Source organism: Allobosea sp. LjRoot90 (assembly GCF_964254315.1).
GTDB lineage: Bacteria > Pseudomonadota > Alphaproteobacteria > Rhizobiales > Beijerinckiaceae > Allobosea.
Map to the genome: position 1 here is coordinate 544,014 of NZ_CAXUTF020000002.1, position 21,280 is coordinate 565,293.

At 67.8% G+C, this 21,280-nt stretch carries 20 protein-coding genes and 1 tRNA gene; 11 read left to right on the top strand and 10 right to left on the bottom strand.

The window, feature by feature from the left end; genetic code table 11:
* The first annotated feature begins 37 nt into the window (after positions 1-37).
* The 6 genes from ACSQ3M_RS09280 (at position 38) to minE (ending at position 5,732) form a co-directional block, all read left to right on the top strand.
* Positions 38-2,524 (top strand): ligase-associated DNA damage response DEXH box helicase, encoded by a 2,487-nt coding sequence (locus tag ACSQ3M_RS09280; protein ID WP_436149774.1) that lies wholly within the window; start codon positions 38-40, stop codon positions 2,522-2,524.
* A gap of 44 nt (positions 2,525-2,568) precedes the next feature.
* Complete coding sequence (pdeM, locus tag ACSQ3M_RS09285; RefSeq protein ID WP_436150294.1) at positions 2,569-3,231, top strand: ligase-associated DNA damage response endonuclease PdeM; 663 nt, start codon at positions 2,569-2,571, stop codon at positions 3,229-3,231.
* A 195-nt stretch (positions 3,232-3,426) separates the two neighbouring features.
* Positions 3,427-3,501 (top strand) — tRNA-Thr (locus ACSQ3M_RS09290).
* 317 nt (positions 3,502-3,818) lie between these two features.
* On the top strand, positions 3,819-4,559 hold the full coding sequence (minC, locus tag ACSQ3M_RS09295) for a septum site-determining protein MinC (RefSeq protein ID WP_436149775.1): 741 nt from the start codon (positions 3,819-3,821) through the stop codon (positions 4,557-4,559).
* Positions 4,560-4,656: 97 nt separating this feature from the next.
* A complete protein-coding gene (gene minD, locus ACSQ3M_RS09300; RefSeq protein ID WP_436149776.1) occupies positions 4,657-5,472 on the top strand; it encodes a septum site-determining protein MinD in 816 nt (271 codons plus the stop codon).
* The gene (minE, locus tag ACSQ3M_RS09305; protein WP_436149777.1) at positions 5,469-5,732 is read left to right on the top strand and encodes a cell division topological specificity factor MinE; all 264 of its coding nucleotides are present in this window, start codon (positions 5,469-5,471) and stop codon (positions 5,730-5,732) included. Before minD ends, minE begins: the two co-directional genes overlap by 4 nt.
* A gap of 33 nt (positions 5,733-5,765) precedes the next feature.
* Here minE and ACSQ3M_RS09310 read toward each other — a convergent pair whose 3' ends face one another.
* The 4 genes from ACSQ3M_RS09310 to ACSQ3M_RS09325 form a co-directional block, all read right to left on the bottom strand.
* Entirely contained in the window at positions 5,766-6,179 is a 414-nt protein-coding gene (locus ACSQ3M_RS09310; protein WP_436149778.1) for a (R)-mandelonitrile lyase, read from the bottom strand.
* Between the two features lie 108 nt (positions 6,180-6,287).
* Positions 6,288-9,650: an error-prone DNA polymerase gene (locus ACSQ3M_RS09315; RefSeq protein ID WP_436149779.1), complete on the bottom strand. Its 3,363-nt coding sequence runs from the start codon at positions 9,648-9,650 to the stop codon at positions 6,288-6,290.
* 238 nt (positions 9,651-9,888) lie between these two features.
* Positions 9,889-11,421 carry a Y-family DNA polymerase gene (locus tag ACSQ3M_RS09320; RefSeq protein ID WP_436149780.1) on the bottom strand — a complete coding sequence of 511 codons (1,533 nt, stop codon included), beginning with the start codon at positions 11,419-11,421 and terminating at the stop codon, positions 9,889-9,891.
* Positions 11,339-12,157, bottom strand: a complete 819-nt coding sequence (locus tag ACSQ3M_RS09325) for an ImuA family protein (RefSeq protein ID WP_436149781.1) — start codon at positions 12,155-12,157, stop codon at positions 11,339-11,341. The genes ACSQ3M_RS09320 and ACSQ3M_RS09325 overlap by 83 nt, the downstream gene beginning before the upstream one ends.
* Positions 12,158-12,331: 174 nt before the next feature.
* On the opposite strand from ACSQ3M_RS09325, the gene ACSQ3M_RS09330 reads away from it, so the two are divergent.
* The 3 genes from ACSQ3M_RS09330 (at position 12,332) to ACSQ3M_RS09340 (ending at position 15,514) form a co-directional block, all read left to right on the top strand.
* A complete protein-coding gene (locus ACSQ3M_RS09330; protein ID WP_436149782.1) occupies positions 12,332-13,333 on the top strand; it encodes a DUF808 domain-containing protein in 1,002 nt (333 codons plus the stop codon).
* A 103-nt stretch (positions 13,334-13,436) separates the two neighbouring features.
* Positions 13,437-14,375: an AEC family transporter gene (locus tag ACSQ3M_RS09335; RefSeq protein ID WP_436149783.1), complete on the top strand. Its 939-nt coding sequence runs from the start codon at positions 13,437-13,439 to the stop codon at positions 14,373-14,375.
* A gap of 41 nt (positions 14,376-14,416) precedes the next feature.
* Positions 14,417-15,514 (top strand): NADH:flavin oxidoreductase/NADH oxidase, encoded by a 1,098-nt coding sequence (locus ACSQ3M_RS09340; RefSeq protein ID WP_436149784.1) that lies wholly within the window; start codon positions 14,417-14,419, stop codon positions 15,512-15,514.
* 13 nt (positions 15,515-15,527) lie between these two features.
* Here the strand turns inward: ACSQ3M_RS09340 and ACSQ3M_RS09345 are convergent, their stop codons facing one another.
* The 6 genes from ACSQ3M_RS09345 to epmA form a co-directional block, all read right to left on the bottom strand.
* Complete coding sequence (locus tag ACSQ3M_RS09345) at positions 15,528-15,836, bottom strand: DUF1330 domain-containing protein (protein ID WP_110490220.1); 309 nt, start codon at positions 15,834-15,836, stop codon at positions 15,528-15,530.
* Positions 15,837-15,838: 2 nt separating this feature from the next.
* Positions 15,839-16,126, bottom strand: coding sequence for a DUF1330 domain-containing protein (locus ACSQ3M_RS09350; RefSeq protein ID WP_436149785.1), 288 nt, complete (start codon positions 16,124-16,126; stop codon positions 15,839-15,841).
* Between the two features lie 138 nt (positions 16,127-16,264).
* Positions 16,265-16,972 (bottom strand): orotidine-5'-phosphate decarboxylase, encoded by a 708-nt coding sequence (pyrF, locus tag ACSQ3M_RS09355; protein WP_284168283.1) that lies wholly within the window; start codon positions 16,970-16,972, stop codon positions 16,265-16,267.
* 120 nt (positions 16,973-17,092) lie between these two features.
* On the bottom strand, positions 17,093-17,767 hold the full coding sequence (locus ACSQ3M_RS09360) for a DsbA family oxidoreductase (RefSeq protein ID WP_436149786.1): 675 nt from the start codon (positions 17,765-17,767) through the stop codon (positions 17,093-17,095).
* Positions 17,768-17,805: 38 nt separating this feature from the next.
* Entirely contained in the window at positions 17,806-18,870 is a 1,065-nt protein-coding gene (locus ACSQ3M_RS09365; RefSeq protein WP_436149787.1) for a lysine-2,3-aminomutase-like protein, read from the bottom strand.
* Positions 18,867-19,931, bottom strand: a complete 1,065-nt coding sequence (epmA, locus tag ACSQ3M_RS09370) for an EF-P lysine aminoacylase EpmA (protein WP_436149788.1) — start codon at positions 19,929-19,931, stop codon at positions 18,867-18,869. Before epmA ends, ACSQ3M_RS09365 begins: the two co-directional genes overlap by 4 nt.
* A 132-nt stretch (positions 19,932-20,063) precedes the next feature.
* Here epmA and efp point away from each other — a divergent pair, with 132 nt between their 5' ends.
* The gene (gene efp, locus ACSQ3M_RS09375) at positions 20,064-20,633 is read left to right on the top strand and encodes an elongation factor P (RefSeq protein ID WP_436149789.1); all 570 of its coding nucleotides are present in this window, start codon (positions 20,064-20,066) and stop codon (positions 20,631-20,633) included.
* A 92-nt stretch (positions 20,634-20,725) separates the two neighbouring features.
* A complete protein-coding gene (locus ACSQ3M_RS09380; RefSeq protein WP_436149790.1) occupies positions 20,726-21,244 on the top strand; it encodes a DUF1993 domain-containing protein in 519 nt (172 codons plus the stop codon).
* Positions 21,245-21,280: the final 36 nt, after the last annotated feature.

Below are 21,280 nucleotides of genomic sequence, written 5' to 3' on the forward strand. Positions count from 1 at the left end.
TCCCTTTTCGTTCGACAGAGCCTATCTCTGTCCTCCGATGGATGCGCCCTCGCCTCTCCCGCCGGCTTTCTCCGCCTGGTTCGCCAGCCGCGGCTGGAGCGTCCGGGCGCATCAACTCGCACTGCTCGAGGAAGCCCGGGCCGGGCGCTCGACCTTGCTGGTCGCGCCGACAGGCGCCGGCAAGACGCTTGCCGGCTTCCTGCCCTCGCTGATCGAGCTGACCCAGCGCGGCGCAGAGAGAGACGGGCTGCACACGCTCTATGTCTCGCCGCTGAAGGCGCTCGCGGTCGATATCGCCCGCAATCTCGAGACGCCGATCCGCGAGATGGGGCTCTCCGTCAAGGTCGAGACCCGCACCGGCGACACCTCGCCGGCCAAGCGCGCCCGCCAGATCGAGCGCCCGCCCGACATCCTGCTGACCACGCCCGAGCAGCTCGCGCTGCTGGTCTCGCACCGCGATGCGAAGCCGTTCTTCGCGAACCTGCGCCGCGTCGTGCTCGACGAATTGCACGCGCTCGTCACCTCCAAGCGCGGCGACCTGCTCTCGCTCGATCTCGCCCGGCTGCGCGGCCTCGCGCCCGAGATGAGCGCGGTCGGCCTGTCGGCAACGGTGCGCGAACCGGCGGACCTGCAGGCCTATCTCGGCGGCGCCGAGACACCGTCGGGCCTCGTCACCGTCACGGGCGGGGCGAAGGCGCAAATCGGCATCATGGCGACCAGCCGCCGGCTGCCGCTGGCGGGCCATGTCACCGCCCATGCCGTCGGCGACATCTATGCCGCGATCCAAGCGCACAAATTGACGCTGGTCTTCGTCAATACGCGCATGCAGGCCGAGTTCATGTTCCAGGCGCTGTGGAGCGTGAACGACGAGACGCTGCCGATCGCGCTGCATCACGGCTCGCTCGATGTCGGCCAGCGCCGCAAGGTCGAGGCGGCGATGGCGGCCGGCAAACTGAAGGCCGTGGTCTGCACCGCGACGCTCGATCTCGGCATCGACTGGGGCGATGTCGACCTCGTCGTCAATGTCGGCGCGCCCAAGGGCGCGAGCCGGTTGATGCAGCGCATCGGCCGCTCGAACCACCGCATGGACGAGCCCTCGCAGGCGCTGCTTGTGCCGTCGAACCGCTTCGAATTGCTCGAATGCCGCGCCGCGCTCGATGCGGTGGCGGAGGCGGCGCAGGATACGCCGCCGCCACGGATCGGCGCGCTCGACGTACTCGCCCAGCACGTACTCGGCGTCGCCTGCTCCGACGGCTTCGAGCCCGACGCGCTTTATGAGGAAGTCCTGACAGCCTCGCCCTATGCCGACCTTACCCGCGCCGATTTCGACGCGGTGGTCGATTTCGTCGCGACCGGAGGCTATGCGCTGAAGAGCTATGAGCGCTTCGCCAAGCTCCGGCAGAGCAAGAACGGGCTTTATCGCGCCAGCAATGCCCGCGTCATCCAGCAGTACCGGATGAATGTCGGCACGATCGTCGAGTCGACCATGCTCAAGGTCCGGCTCGGCCGCTCGCGACCGGCCCGTCCCGGCGGCCAGAAGATGCTCAGCCGCGGCGGGCGCATGCTCGGCGAGCTGGAAGAGTATTTCGCCGAGACGATGACCCCCGGCGACACCTTCATCTTCGCCGGCGAGGTGCTGCGCTTCGAGGGGATCGTCGAGAACGAGGTGGTCTGCTCGCGCACCGCCGCCGGCACCGATCCTAAGATCCCGTCCTATAATGGCGGCAAGTTCCCGCTCTCGACCTTCCTTGCCGCCCGCGTCCGCGCCATCCTGGCCTCGCCGAAGGAATGGGCGAAGCTGCCCGACGAGGTCTCGTCCTGGCTGCATGCACAACGGCTGAAATCGCGGCTGCCCAAGCCGGGCGAGCTTCTGGTCGAGACTTTTCCGCGCGCAGGGCGCTTCTTCCTCGTCGCCTACCCCTTCGAGGGCCGCCTCGCCCACCAGACGCTCGGCATGCTGCTGACCCGCCGGCTGGAGCGGGCGCGGCTGAAACCGCTCGGCTTCGTCTGCAACGATTACGGCATCGCCGTCTGGACGCTCGGCGACATGGCGGCGGCGATCGCACGCGGGGCGCTCTCGCTGGACGAACTCTTTTCGCAGGACATGCTCGGCGACGATCTCGAGGACTGGCTGGCCGAATCGGCGCTGATGAAGCGCACCTTCCGCTCCTGCGCCGTGATCGGCGGGCTGATCGAGCGCCGCTTTCCCGGCCAGGAGAAGAGCGGGAGGCAAGTGACGATCTCGACCGATCTCGTCTACGACGTGCTGCGCCGGCACCAGCCTGACCATGTGCTGCTGCGCGCCGCACGCGCCGATGCCGCGACGGGCTTGCTCGATATCGGCCGCCTGGGTCAGATGCTGACACGGATCAGCGGGCGAATCGTGCATCAGCCGCTCGATCACGTCTCGCCACTCTCGGTCTCGGTCATGCTCGAGATCGGGCGCGAGGCGGTCCATGGCGAGGCGGCCGACGAAATCCTGGCGGAAGCCGAAGCCCAGATGCTCGAAGAGGCGATGGCGTGACCCTGGCGGCGCAGCAAGCGACGGAAACGGCGGCCGAGGCGTTCATGCTCGGCCGGCTCGCGCTCGTGCCCGACCTCTCCGGCGCGCTCTACCTGCCCGACGAGCGCACGCTCGTCATCGCCGACCTGCACCTCGAGAAAGGCTCGGCCTATGCGGCGCGCGGCGTGCTGCTGCCGCCCTATGATTCCGCCGCGACGCTGCGGCTGCTCGGCGCCGCGATCCTGCGCTATCAGCCGGCGCGCGTGATCGCGCTCGGCGATTCCTTCCATGATCGCGGCGCCGAAGCGCGGATCGACGAGAGCTGCCTTGCGACCTTGCGCGGCTATCAGGCCGGCCGCGACTGGCTCTGGATCAGCGGCAACCACGACCCGGCGATCTCGGCCGCCATGGGCGGCGCGGTGGTCGACGAGATCGACCTCCGCGGAGTCAGGCTGCAGCACGAGCCGAGCCCTGCTGGTGTACTGCCAGAGATCGCCGGCCATCTGCACCCCGCCGCCAAGGTCCGGATGCGCGGCCGGGCGCTGCGCCGGCGCTGCTTCGCTTTGTCACCGACGCGCTGCGTCATGCCGGCGATGGGGGCCTATGCCGGCGGCCTCAACGTCCGCGACGCCGCCTTCCGGCCGCTCTTTGGCCTGGGCTTCTCCGCCCATCTCCTCGGCGACGGCCGGCTCTTCCGCATCGACCAGCGCCTGCTGCTGCCGGACTGAAGGCGAGCGGGAATCGAACCTGTGACCACTCCCGTGCGAAGGGAGTGCTCAGGCGCCCTTCATTTTCAGATGCAGGGATATGTGCGTAACAGGTTGCGTCGGCGCAGGGCTTATGGCATCAGGACGCCGCTTCGGAACGGCGCGGCGCCTTCCGGGTCCTCGATCGACCCGAAACGCCAGCATAAGCACGGTCCTGCTGCGGTAGCTCAGTGGTAGAGCACTCCATTGGTAATGGAGAGGTCGAGAGTTCAATCCTCTCTCGCAGCACCAGCCTTTCTCTCGACATCGCGGCCCAGCAATCGGTGCCCAGGGCGCTGACAGTGCATTCTGGCAGCCTGCGAAGCTCCGCTGAATACAAGGCTCGCCGCCAGGCTCCGGTCGCGGGGCAACGCAAGCGCTCCGCGCAATTTTCTTAATGCGTCTTGCCGTAGCGCCTCAACGCGGCACGCTCTCATCACTTTGATAATCAAAGCATTTTCGTATCATCTCCGCATGCCTGCGCGATACTTTCCCTGCAAATCGTCCGACCTATTTACCGCTCGTTAACCATTCGATTCTTACATCTGAGCAACCGAAAATTTACCAAGATGACCGCCGTGTTAACCAAACCCCGGCCGATCCGCCTCAAGGGGCGATCCTACCTTGCGCTGACGCTGACACCCGAGCTGCCCTTCGAGGATTGGCTGGTGCGGCTCGACGATCTCGCCGGCCGCTCCGCCGGCTTCTTCCTGCGGCGGCCGGTCGTGCTGGACGTCGAGGGCCTGGATATCGACCGCGCGCAGCTGCGCGACCTCGTCGGCAAGCTCGGCGCGCGCAATGTTCGGATCATGGGGATCGAGGGCGCACGCCCCTCCATGCTGGGGAACGATCTGCCGCCGGCCATGTCGGGCGGAAAAACAACCGGAGACATCGAGGAACCGGCGGCCGAGCCGGCCAAGGAAGCTCCTGTCGCCGAGACCGCGGCAGAGGCCCCCGCCACGCCGCTGCCCGCCAGGACCGCGCCGGCGTCGCTCGTCGTCACCCAGCCGGTGCGCTCGGGGCAGTCGATCTTCGCCGAGGGCGACGTGACCATCGTCGGATCGGTCGCCTCCGGCGCCGAGGTCATCGCCGGCGGTTCGATCCATATCTACGGCACCCTGCGGGGGCGGGCGATGGCCGGCACATTGGGCAACGCGGAGGCCCGCATCTTCTGCCGCAAGCTCGAGGCCGAGCTGGTCGGCATCGACGGCTACTACAAGACGGCCGAGGACCTGGAGCCAGGCCTGCGCGGCAAGCCCGTCCAGTTCTGGCTCGAAGGCGAAACCTTCACGGCCGGGTCACTGGCCTAGCGCGCTTTCCGTTCGGCCTGGACCGGCCGAACGACAAGAATTCGCGCCACATCGAAGAGTCGACAGACAACGCGTCCACCGGAACTAGGAGAGGTCAATGGGCAAGGTCATCGTGGTCACATCGGGCAAGGGCGGCGTCGGCAAGACGACGTCCTCCGCCGCCCTGGGCGCAGCTTTGGCGCAGAGCGGCGACAAGGTCGTGGTCGTCGACTTCGATGTCGGCCTGCGTAATCTCGACCTGATCATGGGGGCCGAGCGGCGGGTGGTCTACGACCTCGTCAACGTGATCCAGGGCGAAGCCAAGCTGACGCAGGCGCTGATCCGCGACAAACGGGTCGAGACGCTCTACCTCCTGCCGGCCTCGCAGACCCGCGACAAGGACAACCTCACCTCCGAGGGCGTCGAGAAGGTCATCGGCGCGCTGAAGAGCCATTTCGACTGGGTGATCTGCGACAGCCCGGCCGGCATCGAGCGCGGCGCCACCCTCGCCATGCGCCATGCCGACATCGCGATCGTGGTGACCAATCCGGAAGTCTCTTCGGTGCGCGATTCCGACCGCATCATCGGCCTGCTCGATTCGAAGACACTGAAGGCCGAGAACGGCGAGCGCATGGAGAAGCACCTGCTCCTCACCCGCTACGACCCGGCCCGCGCCGAGCGCGGCGACATGCTGAAGGTGGAGGACGTCCTCGAGATCCTGTCGATCCCGCTGCTCGGCATCATCCCCGAAAGCATGGACGTGCTGCGCGCCTCCAATATCGGCTCACCCGTCACCCTGGCGGATGAGCGCAGCGCGCCGGCGCTCGCCTATTTCGACGCGGTGCGCCGCCTCAAGGGCGAGAACCTGCCGATGACCATTCCCGGCGAAAAACGCGGCTTCTTCGGCAAGATCTTCGGAAGGAAAGCGGCATGAACCTGCGTCGTCTCTTCTTCCGGCCCCAGTCGGCTCCCGCCGCGCGCGAGCGCCTGCAGGTCCTGCTCGCCCATGAGCGCCTGTCGGCCGATGGCGCCGACCTCGTGACCAAATTGCGCGACGAGATCCTGCGCGTGATCGCCAAGCATGTGCAGGTCGACGACGACAAGGTCACCGTCCGGATGGAGCGCGGGCCCCAGGTCTCGACGCTCGCCGTCGACATCGAGATTCCGTTCGATGCGGGCAAGAAGGCGGCCTGAGGGCCGCCTTTTCCGCGCCAAGGTGCGGTGACTTCACATCACCGCCGGCCCTCGGCCGTCATATTCCGCGTCCGAAACCTTATCGAGCCAGTCGACGACCTTGCCCTCCAGGGCCTCCTGCACGGCGATATGGGTCATCGCCGTCTCCGGCCCGGCGCCGTGCCAGTGCTTCTCGCCCGGCGGAAACCAGACCACGTCGCCCGGCCTGATCTCCTCGACCGGGCCACCCCAGCGCTGCACGCGGCCGAAGCCCGCGGTGACGACCAACGTCTGGCCGAGCGGATGGGTGTGCCAGGCGGTGCGGGCTCCCGGCTCGAAGGTGACGCTGGCGCCCTGCACGCGCTCTGCTGCATGCGGATTGAACAACGGATCGATGCGGACGGTGCCGCTGAACCAGTCGCTCGAGCCTTTCGCCGAAGCCCTTGTCCCGGCGCGGATGATGTTCATGACGTCTCCTTAGGCCTGCGTGCGAACTGACAGTGAGGCCGACAATCTAGTCACGCCAGAGCATTCAAAGAATGGCGACTGGATGCAGTTGTGATGAGGCTCCCGGCCTCAATGGAAATCGCGCGACTTCGGCAGGATGCGGACATTGCGGGGATGATGCGCCCGCAGAATCTGCGGATGCTGGAATTCGTCGGCGCGGGTGAGCACGATCTCGGCCCGGTGGGTGTCGGACAGGCTGAGCAGCTCGGCCGAGCGATCGACGACGCGTTTCGCCATCAGGTGGATCACGTTCTCCGGGCTCTTCTGCACCCTGCCCTCGACGAGGAGCAGCCGCGCCGCCATCACTTCGCGGCGGAAGCGCTCGAAATCGCGGGCCCAGAGCACGACATTGGCGATGCCGGTCTCGTCTTCCAGCGTGATGAAGATGGCATTGCCCTTGCCGGGACGCTGGCGCACCAGCACGACGCCGGCGACGCTGGCCCAGGTCCCATCGCGCATCGCTGAAATCTGCTCGCAACTGGCGATGCGCTCGCGGGCGAAGCGGGGTCGCAGCAGGCCCATCGGGTGGCCCTTCAGCGAGAGCCGCGCCGTCTGGTAATCGGCGACGACATGCTCGGCGAGCGGCATCGCAGGCAATGCAGCGGCCTGCTCGGCGCCGAGCTCGCGCGCCTGCGCCACCTCGAACAGCGGCAGCGCCTCGTCGTCCGGCAGACGGCGTACCGCCCAGAGCGCCTCGCGTCGATCCAATCCCAGCGAGCGGAAGGCGTCGGCATCGGCGAGCAGGCGCATGGCACGGGCCGGCAAGCGGGCGCGGCGAGCGAGTTCCTCGACATCGCGGTAACCTTCGCCGCGGGCGGCGACGAGGCGCTCCGCCCAGTCTTCCTTGAAGCCGTCGAGTTGGCGAAAACCGAGACGCAGCGCCCAGGGACTTTTCCAACCCGGCTCCCCTGGCTCCAGCAGGTTGTCCCAGGCACTGGAATTCACATCGATCGGGCGCGGCTCGACGCCGCCATTCTCCTGCGCCTCCCGGACGATCTGCGCCGGGGCGTAGAAGCCCATGGGCTGCGAGTTCAAGAGCGCCGCTGCGAAGATCGCGGGATGATGGCATTTCAGCCAGGAGGAGACATAGACCAGCTTGGCGAAGGAGGCGGCGTGGCTCTCGGGGAAGCCGTAGCTGCCGAAGCCCTTGATCTGCTCGAAGCAGCGCTGGGCGAAATCACGCTCATAGCCGCGCCCAACCATGCGCTCGACCATCATCGCCTCGTAATTGCCGATGGTGCCGGCATTGCGGAAGGTCGCCATCGCCTTGCGCAGGCCGTTGGCTTCGATGTCGCTGAACTTCGCCGCGACCATAGCGAGACGCATGGCCTGCTCCTGGAAGAGCGGCACGCCTTCCGTCTTGTTGAGGACCTCGAAGAGCTCGTCGGGCGGGCCATGCTCCGGCGCGGGTGACGGATAGGTCACGTCCTCGATCTTGGCCCGCCGCTTCAGATAGGGATGCACCATGTTGCCCTGGATCGGGCCGGGGCGGACAATCGCGACCTGGATGACGAGGTCATAGAGCTTTCGCGGCTTCAGCCGCGGCAGCATGTTGATCTGTGCCCGGCTCTCGACCTGGAAGACACCGAGGGATTTTCCCTCGCAGAGCATGTCGTAGGTCGCTTCGTCCTTCTGCGGGACATCCGCGAGCCCCAGATCGATCTCCTCTTTATCGCGCAGCAGGTCAAAAGCCTTGCGGATGCAGGTCAGCATGCCCAATGCGAGCACATCGACCTTCATCAGGCCGACAGCGTCGATGTCGTCACGGTCCCATTCGATGAAGGTGCGATCCTCCATCGCGGCATTGCCGATCGGCACGGTCTCGTCCAGGCGCTCGCGCATCAGCACGAAGCCGCCGACATGCTGCGAGAGATGCCGCGGGAAGCCGAGCAGGCGCACGGCGAACCGCACCGCCTGCGCGATCACCGGGTTGTCGGGATCGAGCCCGGCCTGGCGGATCTGGTTGCGGGTGATGTCGGAGCCCCAGCTACCCCATTGCGTCGAGGCGAGGCGGGCAGTGACGTCCTCGGTCAGTCCCAGCGCCTTGCCGGCCTCGCGCATGGCGCTGCGCGGCCGGTAATGGATTACGGTCGCGGCGATGCCGGCGCGAGTGCGACCATACCGTTCATAGATCCACTGGATCACCTCCTCGCGCCGCTCATGCTCGAAATCGACGTCGATATCGGGCGGTTCGCGCCGCTCGGTCGAGATGAAGCGCTCGAACAGCACGTCGCTCTCGGCCGGATTCACGGCGGTGATGCCGAGCACGTAGCAGACGGCGGAATTGGCGGCGGAGCCCCGGCCCTGGCAGAGGATGCCCCTGCTCTCGGCGAAATCGACGATCTGGCGGATGGTCAGGAAATAACGGGCGTAGTCGAGCTTGCCGATCAAGGCGAGCTCCTTGGCCAGCAGATCGCGCACCTTCGCCGGCACACCTTCCGGATAGCGGACTTCGCCACATTTCCGGACGAGTTCCTCCAGCCAGGCTTGAGGCTCCCAGCCGGGCGGCACCGGCTCGTCGGGGTATTCGTATTTCAACTCGCCCAGATCGAAATCGATGCGCCCGAGGAAATGTTGCGTCTCTGCGATCGCCTCCGGCGCGTCCCTGAAGAGCCGAGCCATCTCCTGCGGCGCCTTGAGATGGCGCTCGGCATTGGCTTCGAGGAGGCGCCCGGCCTTGTCGATCGTCGTGCCCTCGCGGATGCAGGTCAGCAGATCCTGCAAGTCGCGCTGCTCGGGCGCGTCATAGAGCACGTCGTTGCTGGCGATCAGCGGCGTGCGGGTCGCAGCCGCGATGCTTTTCAGCCGGGCAAGGCGACGGCGATCGTCGCCGCGGCGTGACATGCTGGCGGCGAGCCAGACCGCACCGGGCGCGGCATCGTCGAGCCGGGCGAGTATCTCGGACAAACCGTCGAGCCGGCGTTCCGGCATGACGATCAGCAGGAGGTCGCGGGCATCGTTCAGCAGGTCTTCGAGATTGAGGATGCACTCGCCCTTGCCGCCACGCAGATTACCGGTGGTGAGCAGGCGGCAGAGCCGGCCCCAGCCGGCGCGGTTGGCGGGGTAGACGACGATGTCGGGCGCGCTGTCGGCGAAGACGAGGCGGCTGCCGGTGACGAGCTTGAAGGCCTTCGCCATCGCCTGGAGCTGAGGCAAGGTGAAGGGTAAGTCGGCGAAGGCCGGGTTCTCGACCCAGATGTATTCGCCGGGGCTGCCACCTTCGCGAATCTTTTCGGGAGCCAGTACGCCATCCTCGCGCAGATCGCGCAGCGCGCTCCAGGCCCGCACCACGCCGGCGACCGTGTTGCGGTCGGCGATGCCGAGGCCGGTCTGGCCGAGCAGCAGCGCGGTCATCACCAGGTTCGGCCCGGGCGAGGCGCCGCGCAGGAAGGAGAAATTCGTCGCGGCGACGGGCTCGGCATAGGCGGTCATGACCGCGCCTGCCGAAGGTTATCGCCCGCGCGTGGGAACCGCGCCCTGTCCTCTCCCCCCTTGTGGGGGAGAGTTAGAGAGGGGGGTAGCCAGTCGTGCTGCTGCGGGAGCAGGGCGCCCTCGATATCGGTTGGGTCCAGCCTTCCAGCACAGCACTCTCGATACCCCCCTCCCCAACCCTCCCCCACAAGGGGGGAGGGAGTGCGTGGGCGCCCGGTCCGAGAGGTCGCATGCCCGCTCATGCGAACAGCCCGTGCAGATACCAGCGCGGCGCGGTCGTCTCGCGGCCGTAGAGACCGGCGCGGAAGAGCCAGAAGCGGCGCCCCTGCGCATCCTCGACGCGATAGTAATCCCGCGTGTGTTCATTGGGCCCGTCGCGCCACCAGTCCGGCGCGATCCGCTCCGGCCCCTCGGCTCGGGCGATCTCGTGCAGCACGCGCCGCCAGCGGAAGCGCAAGGGCGGGCCATCCGGCACCTCGGCCAGGGTCTCGACCGGTTGGGGTGGCTCGAAAAGCTGGAGCGGGCGGGCCGGCGGCTCGTCCGGTTGCGAGACCGGCCAGGGCGCCTCGTCCGACTTGGCGGCTGCCGGGACCAACGCAGCCTCGCGCTCGGGCTGATGGCTGTCCTGCGCGACGAAGCGCAGCACGCGCTCACGGCCGAAGCGGGCGACCAGCCGGTCGATCAGATCGGCCACCGCCTCCTCCTCGACGGCGCGCCCGTCGAGGCTCGCCTGGGGCGTTCCGAGCGGCTCGCAGACCAGCACCCCGATTCTGATCGCGTCGAAGCCGAAGCCGGGATCGAGCGGGTCGGCCAGGCTGTCGATGCGTTCGCGATAGAGCCGCAGGATCGCGGCGGCGTCGCGCGACGGCCGGCCAGTCTCCAGCGCCAGCCGGCGCACGGCACCATCGCTGCGAAAGAAGCTGATCTCGAAGACGCGCCCGCCCTCGCCTCGTGCCTCGAGCAGGCGTCCGGCCTCGCCGAGCAGGCGGGCGACGATCGCCTCCAGCCCGTCTGTGTCCTGCAGCGGATCGGGGAAATGCCGCTCGACCACGCAATCGGGCGGCGTCCGCAAAGGCGTGATGCGGGCGTCCTCATGGCCGAGGATGCGGCGCAGCCTTGTAACGAGTGTCTCGCCGAAGCGGGCGGCGAGCGTATGCGAGGGCCGGCCGGCGAGATCGCCCAGCGTCTTCAGCCCGGCGCGCGACAGGGCGATCACCGTCTCTGGCGAAGCCTCCAGCGCCGCGACCGGCAGCGGCAGTGTCCGTCGCTCATCCTCGCCCGGACGGGAGACGGCGCAGTCGCCGAAACGGCAGAGGGCGCGGGCCGCCTCCGGTGTCCCGGCGATACTGGCGAGCAGGCTCAGGCCGAGCCGGCGCATGCCGAGGCCGAGCCGCTGGCGCAGGGCCACCTCGCCGCCGAAGAGATGGGCGCAGCCGGTGATGTCGAGCACGAGCCCATGCGGCGGATCGAGCGCGACGAGCGGGGTGAAGCGATCGCAGAGCGCGGCGAGCCATTCGATCAAGCGCTGGTCGGCGGCCGGATCCGCCTCGACCACCGCCAGCTCCGGGATGCGGGCGCGGGCGTCGGCCAACGTCAGCCCGCGCGTCAGGCCGAGCTTGACCGCCTGTTTGTCGCAATCGGCGAGGCGCAACGCACCGCGATCCTTCTCGACCAGGACGAGCGGGCGCTCATCCGGCCCGGCGGAGGCCCGCCGGCGCAGGCGCTCGCTCGCCAGATAGGGAAACCAGAGGGCGAGATAGCGGCGCTGCATCCCTGTTGCCTCCCTCGTCCCCAATCCTGTCCCGGAAACATCGTTCGTCACGGTTCCACTCCACACGCCACTCACGCTCACCAAGGCCGCCGCGATGACGCAGCAGCCGTAATCCGAAGGCGGGATCGCCCGGCGCCTGCGCCTCCCGCGCCCGCGACGGCAAAGCGCGCACCTGCCAGCGCGTGCTGGCGGCGCTGGGCTCCGGCTGCGCTGCTACCCGCAACAGCAGGGTCAGGACGCCGGAGGCCTCCGCCGCCAGCGCGAGGCGGCGGCTGGCGGTCAGGTCGAATTGGCGCGGCGCGCCCCACGGCTCGATCAGCGTCGCCCCGAGCGCGGCGCAGCGCGCCGCTTCCGCGCCGGCCCGCAACGCTCCCTCGCCGTCCCTGACCCTGACCAGCAGGATCTGCGACGGATCGAGCCCGAGCTCGGCCAGGCCCGGCGGATGCAGGCGCCCGGCCTCGGCGTCGAGGAAATCCTGCCGGACCCAGAGCAAAGGTCGCGATCCGGCGGCGCGCAGCGCCAGGGCCGCGGCGAAGCCCGTGGCGGCGGGAAGATCGGCCGCGCCCGAGGCATAGACCTCATGCAGGGCGGCGCGTGCGATGCCGCCTCCCAGCGGCTCGTCCAGCGAGGGCGCCCCGAAGGCGACGTGCTCCACCGGCGCGAGCTCGCGCGCCAGCCCCGCCAGAGCGAGGCTCTGCCGCAGGGCAGCCAGGGAACGGGTGGAAGCGTCAGCCATCGGAGTATATGTTCACTTTTTGTTCCAAGCATAAAGCGACTCCAAACCGTGCCGGAGTCAAGTCCGCATCCGCTCCCGCTTGCCTGCGAGCGCCTCGCTGCTGTCATATCAGGGCAAATCTGATCGCTTATCAGCTGCGCGCCGCCCACCCTGCGGCCTCGCCTGGAGACCGCCATGAGCTCGGGACTGTTCGCCCTTCTCGACGACGTCGCAGCCTTGGCCAAAGTCGCTGCGGCCGCGCTCGACGACGCAGCCGCACAGGCGACCAAGGCCGGTGCCAAGGCGGCCGGCATCGTCATCGACGACGCGGCGGTGACACCGCGCTACGCCGTCGGCTTCGCGGCGGAGCGCGAATTGCCGATCATCGGGAAGATCGCGCTCGGCTCACTGAAGAACAAGCTGCTCTTCCTCTTGCCGGCAGCGCTGGTGCTCAGCCTCGTCGCGCCCTGGGCGATCACGCCGCTCTTGATGGCGGGCGGCGCCTATCTCTGCTTCGAGGGCTTCGAGAAGGTCTACGAACTCGCCGTGCCGCATGCCCATCATGACGAGGCCGCCGGCGAGGGCGGCACCGACATCCTCGACGCAAAGCAGCTCGAGGAGCAGAAGATCGCCGGCGCGATCAAGACCGATTTCATCCTCTCGGCCGAAATCATGGCGATCACGCTCGCCGGCGTCACCGCCTCCTCCTTCTGGATGCAGGCGCTGGTGCTGGCCGTGGTCGGCCTCGGCATGACCGTGCTGGTCTATGGCGTCGTTGCCCTGATCGTGAAGGCGGACGATGCCGGCGTCGCGCTGGCACGCAGCGGCCTTCTCCCGATCCGGCTCCTCGGTCGTGGCCTCGTCACCGGCATGCCGCCCTTCCTCAAGGTGCTGAGCGCGGTCGGCACGGCGGCGATGCTCTGGGTCGGCGGCGGCATCATCATCCACGGCCTCGCCGGCTACGGGCTCGCCGGGATCGAGCATGCCATCCATGGCGTCGCCGTCGCGGCCGGGCAGGCCTGGCCAGCGCTCACGGGCTTGCTCGAATGGCTGGCCACCGCGGCGGCCTCCGCGGTGTTCGGGCTCATCGTCGGCGGGCTCTGCCTCGTCGGCATGCATGTCATCGTCGAGCCGATCCTGAAGGCCCGGCGCGGCAGCAGCTCGAAGACTGCCGCAGTGGAGGCCGAGCGGCACTAACGCCGCCCAAGCGCAGGCCCCATGCGTCTGTGGCAGCCGCGATAGCCGTCAAAATCTGCTAGCGCGATGTCACAGGCCCGCTGCGCGGGCGACCGGTCCGCCCATGCTGCAATTCCTTGCCACCAGCACGCCCTTCTTCGCGGTGATAGGGCTCGGCGCCTTCACCGCCTGGCGCGGCCTGTTCGCAGCCGATACCGTCAGGGTGTTCAACACCTTCGCCTTCATGGTGGCGACGCCGGCGATGGTGCTGCGGGTAATGTCGCGCCAGCCGATCGCGGAATTGTGGAACGGCGTCTTCTTCGCCGCGCTCGCGCTGATCGGGGTCGGGGTACTCGCCCTCGCCATCCTGTTGCAGCGGCGCCTGCTCGGCCTGCCTTTCCCCAACACCGTATCGCGGGCTCAGGCGCTGGTCGGCGGCAATTTCGCCTTCCTCGGCATACCGCTGATGCTCGCCTTCCTCGGCGACAGCGCCGCGGCGCCCATCGCGATCGGCCTGATCTGCGACACGGCCCTGATCGTGCCGCTCTCGATCGGACTGATCGAGGCCGGGCGCGGTCAGGGCTCGCCGTTTTCGATCGCGCTCAAGCTCGTTCGCGGCACGATCGTCAACCCGTTCATGCTCTCGATCCTGGCCGGGATCGCGCTGTCGCTGAGCGGCGTCGCGCTACCGGAGCCGGTCGACCGTTTCCTGCTCTTCCTCGGCGCGTCGGCGGCCCCAGTCGGCGTCTTCGCCCTCGGCATCGCCGCCTTCCAGTGGAGCGGCCAGGGCAGGCTGCCCCTGCGCGGCGTCCTGCCGCTCGTCGTCGGCAAGCTCGTCCTGCACCCCTTGCTGACCTGGGTGGTGCTGGCGCTGGTCCTGAAGCTCGATCCGTTCTGGGTCCAGGCCGGCGTGCTCTATGCGGCACTGCCGATCGCAGCCAATGTCTTCGTCATTTCCGAGCGCTTCGACACCGGCAGCCGCCCGATCGCGGCTGCGATCGTGATCTCGACCGCCGCCGCCGCACTCACCTTCCCCCTGGCGATCTGGCTGATCTCGCCCTGAACCGCCATCATGCGCCCGAACCCGCCTGTCCGGAGACGTCCATGTCCAGCCAGCTCTTCCAACCCTTCGATCTCGGCGGCCTTCATCTGGCGAACCGGATCGTGATCGCGCCGATGTGCCAGTATTCGGCTGAAGAAGGCTCGGCCACGGATTGGCACCTGATCCATCTCGGGAACCTTGCTCTGTCGGGTGCCGGGCTCCTGATCATCGAGGCGACCGCTGTCGAGGCGGACGGGCGGATCAGCCCGGACGATCTCGGTTTGTGGAGCGATGCGAACGAAGCGGCGCTGGCGCGCGTGCTTGAAGCGCTCCGCCGCCATTCAGACATGCCGATCGGCATCCAGCTCGGCCATGCCGGCCGCAAGGCCTCGGTCCATTCACCCTGGACCGGTGGCGGGCAGCGCCCGCTCGAGGATCGCGGCTGGCAGACATTCGCCCCCTCGGCCCTGCCGATGCAGGCCACGGACCGGCCGCCGCTGCCGCTCGACGCAGCCGGGCTGAAGCGGGTCCGCGAGGCCTTCGTCGCAACGGCGCGCCGGGCGGTGCGGCTCGGCCTGCAGGCGATCGAGCTGCATTGTGCCCATGGCTATCTGCTGCACCAGTTCCTGTCGCCGCTGTCGAACCAGCGCGACGATGCCTATGGCGGCTCTCTGGAGAACCGCATGCGCTTCCCGCTCGAAGTCTTCGACGCGGTGCGCGAGGCGGTTCCGGCTGCGATCCCGGTCGGCGTGCGCGTTTCCGGCACCGACTGGGTCGAGGGCGGCTGGGACATCGCGCAGACCGTCGCCTTCTGCGAAGCGCTGAAGGTGCGTGGCACCAGCTTCGTGCATGTCTCCAGCGGCGGCGTCTCAGCCGCGCAGAAGATCGCGCTTTCGCCGGGCTATCAGGTGCCGCTGGCCCGGGCGGTCAAGGCGGCGACCGGCGTGCCGACCATCGCCGTCGGCCTGATCACCGACTACGAGCATGCCGAGGCGGTGGTCGCCGGCGGCGATGCCGACATGGTCGCGCTGGCCCGCGGCATTCTCTACGAGCCGCGCTGGCCCTGGCATGCCGCCGCCCATCTCGGCGCCAGCATCAAGGCGCCGAAGCAGTATCTGCGCTCGCAGCCGAGCCGCTATCGCAACCTGTTCGAAAGCTGAGGGCCGAGCGATCTCAATCGCCCGGCTGCGCCCCGTCATAGCCGCCGATGATGACGAGATCGACCGCGCCGACCTTGGCGAGGTGCTGCACGGCCGCCTGGTATTCCGGCGATTCGTAGCAGGCGCGCGCCGTCTCGATGTCCTTGAACTCGATGACGACGTTGTGCTTGCGACCCTCGCCGCGGGCGAGCTTGTACTCGCCGCCGCGGACGAGGAACTTGCCGCCATATTTGGCAAAGGCGATGGCGTTGAGCGAGCGGTAGGTCGCGTATTCCGACTCGTTCTGTACGTCGAGGCGAGCGATCCAGTAGCCTTTCGCCATGGTCACACGCCCTCGACCGCGACGAGGTCGATCTCGCCTGCGCCCTCGCGCAGCTTGCGGGCCTCGCCGTATTCGGCCGAGAGCAGATAGGCCTTCGCTGTGGCGTAGTCGGGGAATTCGAGGATGACGTTGCGGGCCCGGCCCTCGCCCTCGCCGACCGTCATCTGGCCGCCGCGCACCAAAGGCGTGCCGCCATATTGCTTGATCGCTTCGGAAGCCTTCGCGGCATAGGCCGCCCATTGCGTCGCATTGGTCACCTTGGCGCGACCGATCACATATCCCTTGGGCATTGCCATATCCGGATCCGGTGGAAAGGAGCGGCAGACTATCGCATCGGACCGAAAAGTGGACCCCACTTTTCGGAAGACTCCGATGCGATAACGCTATGATAGATCATCGTGATCGCGTCCGTTCGGACGCGCGATAATCTAAGCGGCGCCCGCAATCTCGTCCATGACCGCGGCGGCCGCTGCACGCGGGTCAGCCGCGCGGATGATGGGACGCCCGATGACGAGGTGGTCGGCGCCGGCTCGGATCGCTTCGGCCGGGGTCAGCGTGCGCTTCTGGTCGCCGACCGCGCTGCCAGCCGGCCGGATGCCGGGCGTGACGATGACCATGTCGGGGCCGATCACACCGCGCACGATCTCAGTCTCGGCGGCCGAGCAGACGATACCGTCGACGCCAGCGGTGCGGGCCTGCTGGGCGCGCATGCGCACGAGATCGCGCACCGCGAGCCCATAGCCGGCATCCTTGAGGTCGCCATCATCATAGGACGTCAGGGCAGTGACCGCGAGCAGCTTCAGGGCCGCCTCGCCTCGCCCCTCGACCGCGCCGCGCATAGTCTGCGGATAGGCATGCACGGTGAGGAAGGTGACGCCGAGCTTGGTCAGCGATTCCACGCCCTCGGTGACGGTATTGCCGATGTCGTGCAGCTTGAGATCGAGGAAGACCTTCTTGCCCTCGGTCACCAGCTGACGGGCGAGGTCGAGTCCACCGGCGAAAGCGAGCCGGTAGCCGATCTTGTAGAAGCTCGCCCCGTCACCCAGCGTCGAAACAATGCGGTAGGCGTCCCAGACCGTCGGCACGTCGAGCGCGACGATCATGCGGTCCCGGAGATCATTGATCTTCTGCGTCATCGCCCTGCCCTCCGCCTGCTACCGGGTGAAAGGCACGATTCGAATGTCGATGCAAGGATTTCTCATTTTTGAGACAGGTCTTTTTTTCGATCCAGCAGAGAAAATGCACTGCGGAACGCGTCACTCATCCTCGTCATTAGGCTTCGCCGCCAGGACCTGCGCGAAGACCTGGGTCCAGACTTCCGGCAGCTGGGCGCCGGAGACCGCGAGCTTGCCGTCGACGATGAAGAAGGGCACGCCGGTGACGCCGACCTTCTGGGCATGCGCCTCGAGCCCGATCACGGTCTCGCGCAGCTCGTCATTGGACAACTCGTCGCGTGCCGCCTGCTCGTCGAAGCCCTGCTCGCCGGCGATCGCGACCAGCGTCTCGAGATCGCCGATATCGCGTCCATCCTGCCAATAGGCCTTGAACAGCGCCGCGGTCATCTCGCTGCCGCGCAGAACAGTTGCAGCGGCGGCGACGAGCATATGCGCCATGCGGGTGTTGACGCTCTTCGTCACCTTCGCCCAGTTGAAGGTGACGCCGCTCTCCAAAGCCGCCTCCGACAGGCGGAGTTCGATCTCGCGGCGCTTGCCCGGGCCGAACTTGCCGTCGAGATAGGCGGTGCGATCCATGCCCTCAGCCGGCATCTCCGGGTTTAGCTCATAGGGCAGCCAGGTGATGGCGACGCGCTCGGTGAGATTGTGGTTGGCGAGCGCGGTCTCGAGCCGGGTCTTGCCGATGAAGCACCACGGGCAGGCGATATCGGAGACGATCGCGAACGGCAGTTTTTCGGACGCAGCAGAGTTCAGCATGGCTCAGTCCTTCGCGGATCGCCGCGACAAGGGCAGCTTCAGACCGGCGGATAGGCATGGAGGTCGCCATGGCGATCCTCCGCGAAGCCTTGCGCGCCGGGCGTCTCGCAGCCCGAAAGGAAGGCGGGACCGACCGGGATCTTGCCGGCCCCACCGGGGATGTCGAGGATATAGGTCGGCTGGCACAGGCCGGAAAGGTTGCCGCGCAGACTTTTGACCAGCGCCTGCCCTTCCGCCAGCGATAACCGGAAATGCGAGGTGCCCGGCGCGAGGTCGGGATGGTGCAAGTAATATGGCTTGACCCGGTTCTCGACGAAGGCGCGCATCAGCGCCGACAAAGTCGCGATATCGGCGTTGACGCCCTTGAGCAGCACGCTCTGGCTGACGAGGACATGGCCGGCGTCGACGAGACGTGCCAGCGCAGCCTTCGCCTCCTCGGTGAACTCGCGCGGATGGTTGGCGTGGATGGCGATGTAGCTCGCCTTGCCGGGGATGCGCAGCGCGCGGGCATAGTCCTCGGTGATGCGCTCCGGCTGCACCATCGGCACGCGCGTATGCCAGCGCGCCACCTTGATATGCCCGATCGCGGCGAGGCGCCTGGCGACCTCGCGCAGCCGCCGGGCGGAAAGGATCAGCGGGTCGCCGCCGGTCATGATCACCTCCCAGATCTCCGGGCGGGAGGCGAGATAGGCGAGCGCAGCGTCGAGCTTCTCGCCAGTGAGCGCATCACCGCCGGGGCCGACCATCTCGCGGCGAAAGCAGAACCGGCAATAGACCGGGCAGGCATGGACCAGCTTGAGCAGGGCACGGTCGGGATAGCGGTGGACGACGCCTTCGACCGGCGAATGCACCTCGTCGCCGATCGGGTCGGCGAGTTCCTCCGGCAGCGTCGTCAGCTCGGCCGGAGCGGGAATGAACTGGCGGGCGATCGGGTCGGCGTCGTCGGCCGGGTCGATCAGCGCCGCGATCGCTGGCGTCACCGAGACGGCATAGCGCCTGCCGACTGCGGCCAGCGTGTCACGCCGCGCGGGCGCAACGAGGCCACGCTCGACGAGGGCGTCGACCGTCTTCAGCGGCTGGCCGGGCGGCTGGTGGATCGTCATCGCCCTCCCCTGCCCGGTTCCGCGACTGGCGTCCAGAGCACATCCTCGATCCGGCGCGCGCCGGTCGCGAGCATGACCAGCCGGTCGAAGCCGAGCGCGATACCCGAGGCCTGCGGCATCAGGCTAAGTGCGGTGAGAAAATCCTCGTCGATCGGGTAGCGCTCGCCATAGATGCGCTGCTTCTCGTCCATGTCAGCCTCAAAGCGCCGGCGCTGCTCGTCCGGATCGGTCAATTCGCCGAAGGCGTTGGCGAGCTCGACGCCGCAGGCATAGAGCTCGAAGCGCTCGGCGACTCGCGGGTCGCCCGGCTTGGGCCGTGCCAGCGCCGCCTCCGAGATCGGGTATTCGCACAGGATGGTGGCGCGGCCGCGGCCGAGCTCGGGCTCGACCTTCTCGGAGAGGATGCGGCTGAAGATGTCGGACCAGCTGTCGTCTTCGGCGAGGCGGATGCCGACCTCAGCGGCATCGGCCGCGAGCGCCGGGCGGTCGAGATAGAGGTCGGCCGCGATCGTGCGCTTGAGATCGATGCCGGCATGGCGACGGAAGGCATCCTGCACGGTCAGCCGCTCCGGCGCCGCGAACGGATCGGCCTCGGCGCCGCGCCAGCGCAGCACGCTCGCCCCCGCCGCGCGCGCCGCCTCGGCCAGCAAGGCCGCACAATCATCCATCAGCGCCTCGTAATCCTCCCCGGCGCGATACCATTCCAGCATGGTGAACTCGGGATGGTGCAAGGCGGTGCGCTCGCGATTGCGGAAGACACGGGCGAAATCGAAGATGCGCGGCTCGCCGGCCGCCAGCAGCTTCTTTGCAGCGAACTCCGGCGAGGTGTGCAGGTAATAGGGATGCCTCGCGCCGCCATCGTCGACCAGCGTGGTGGCAAACCCGTGCAGATGCGTCTCGTTGCCGGGCGAGAGCTGCAGGATCGCAGCCTCGACCTCGAGGAAGTCGCGCGCCTCCAACCAGCGCCGCAGCGCCGTTTTGATCCGCCCACGCGCCAGCAGCGCCGGACGCCGGTCGGCATGGATATCCGGCCGCCAGAAGGGCGGGAGCGTCTCGCTCATCGAGCCTCACTGCGCTGAAAGCCTGCACAAACGGCCTGCGCGCTTCCGTTTGCGCCTCGAATGCGGTAGTGGCGCGGCACAGGAATTCGCATAGCGCGCGGACGCAGCCCGCGCCAGCCAAGGAAACCGCACGTGGTCAAGGTCATCGCCTCCTCCGTCCGCAAGGGCAACGTCCTCGATCTCGACGGGCATCTCTGCACGGTCATCTCGGCCGAGAGCTTCTTCCCGGGCAAGGGCACGCCGACGACGCAGATCGACATGCGCCGCATCGCCGACGGCGTGAAGATGACCCAGCGCTACAAGACCACCGAGCAGGTCGAGCGCGCCTATGTCGAGGATCGCGATTTCACCTATCTCTATCAGGACGGCGAGCAGTACGTCTTCATGAACCCCGAGACCTTTGACCAGATCCCGGTCGATGGCGGCGTTGTCGGCGACATGGCGCCCTATCTCCAGGAAGGCATGAAGGTCTCGCTCTCGGTGTTCGAGGACCGCGCCGTCGCGATCGAGCTGCCGCAGCGCGTCACCTGCGAGGTCGCCGAGACCGAGCCGGTGACCAAGGGCCAGACCGCCTCCTCCTCCTACAAGCCGGCGATCCTGACCAATGGCGTGCGCACCGCCGTGCCGCCGCATATCGGCCCCGGCACCCGGATCGTCGTGATGACCGAGACCGGGGCCTATGTCGAGCGCGCCAAGGACTGACGCCGGCGCCCGCTGACATCGGCGGGGAAAGGCTTATATCGGCAGACGCAGCGGGCCCTTTCCGGGCCCGTTTTCGTTGGTGAGGATTTCCGATGCCGCTTTCCGCTTATGCCGCCGTCTTCCCGGGTTTCATCCAGACCCTGAAGGCGCTCGACGCGATCCTCGACAAGGCGGGCTCTGAGGCGTCCGAGCGCAAGATCCAGCCGGAGGTGCTGCTCTCGAGCCGGCTCGCCCCGGACATGCTGTCCTTCACCCGGCAGATTCAGCTGATGTCGGACTTCGCCAAGAACGCGGCCGCCCGGGTGAGCGGAGCCGAGAATCCGCGTTTTCCCGACGAGGAGAAGAGCTTCGAGGAGCTGAAGGCACGGATCGCGAAAACTCTCGACTTCATCGCCTCGGTCGACAAGGCGGCGCTCGACGCCGGGCTCGACAAGGACGTGACCTTCCCGCGCGGCCCGTCGGCGACCGTGACGATGAAGGGCGTCGACTACCTCACCCGCTTTGCCGTGCCGAATTTCTATTTCCACGCCACGACGGCCTACGACATCCTGCGAGAGAACGGCTTCCAGGTCGGCAAGCAGGACTTCCTCAAGGGCGTGTTCGACGCCTGAGGCCCCGCACCGTCATGCTCGCCCTTGTGGCGAGCA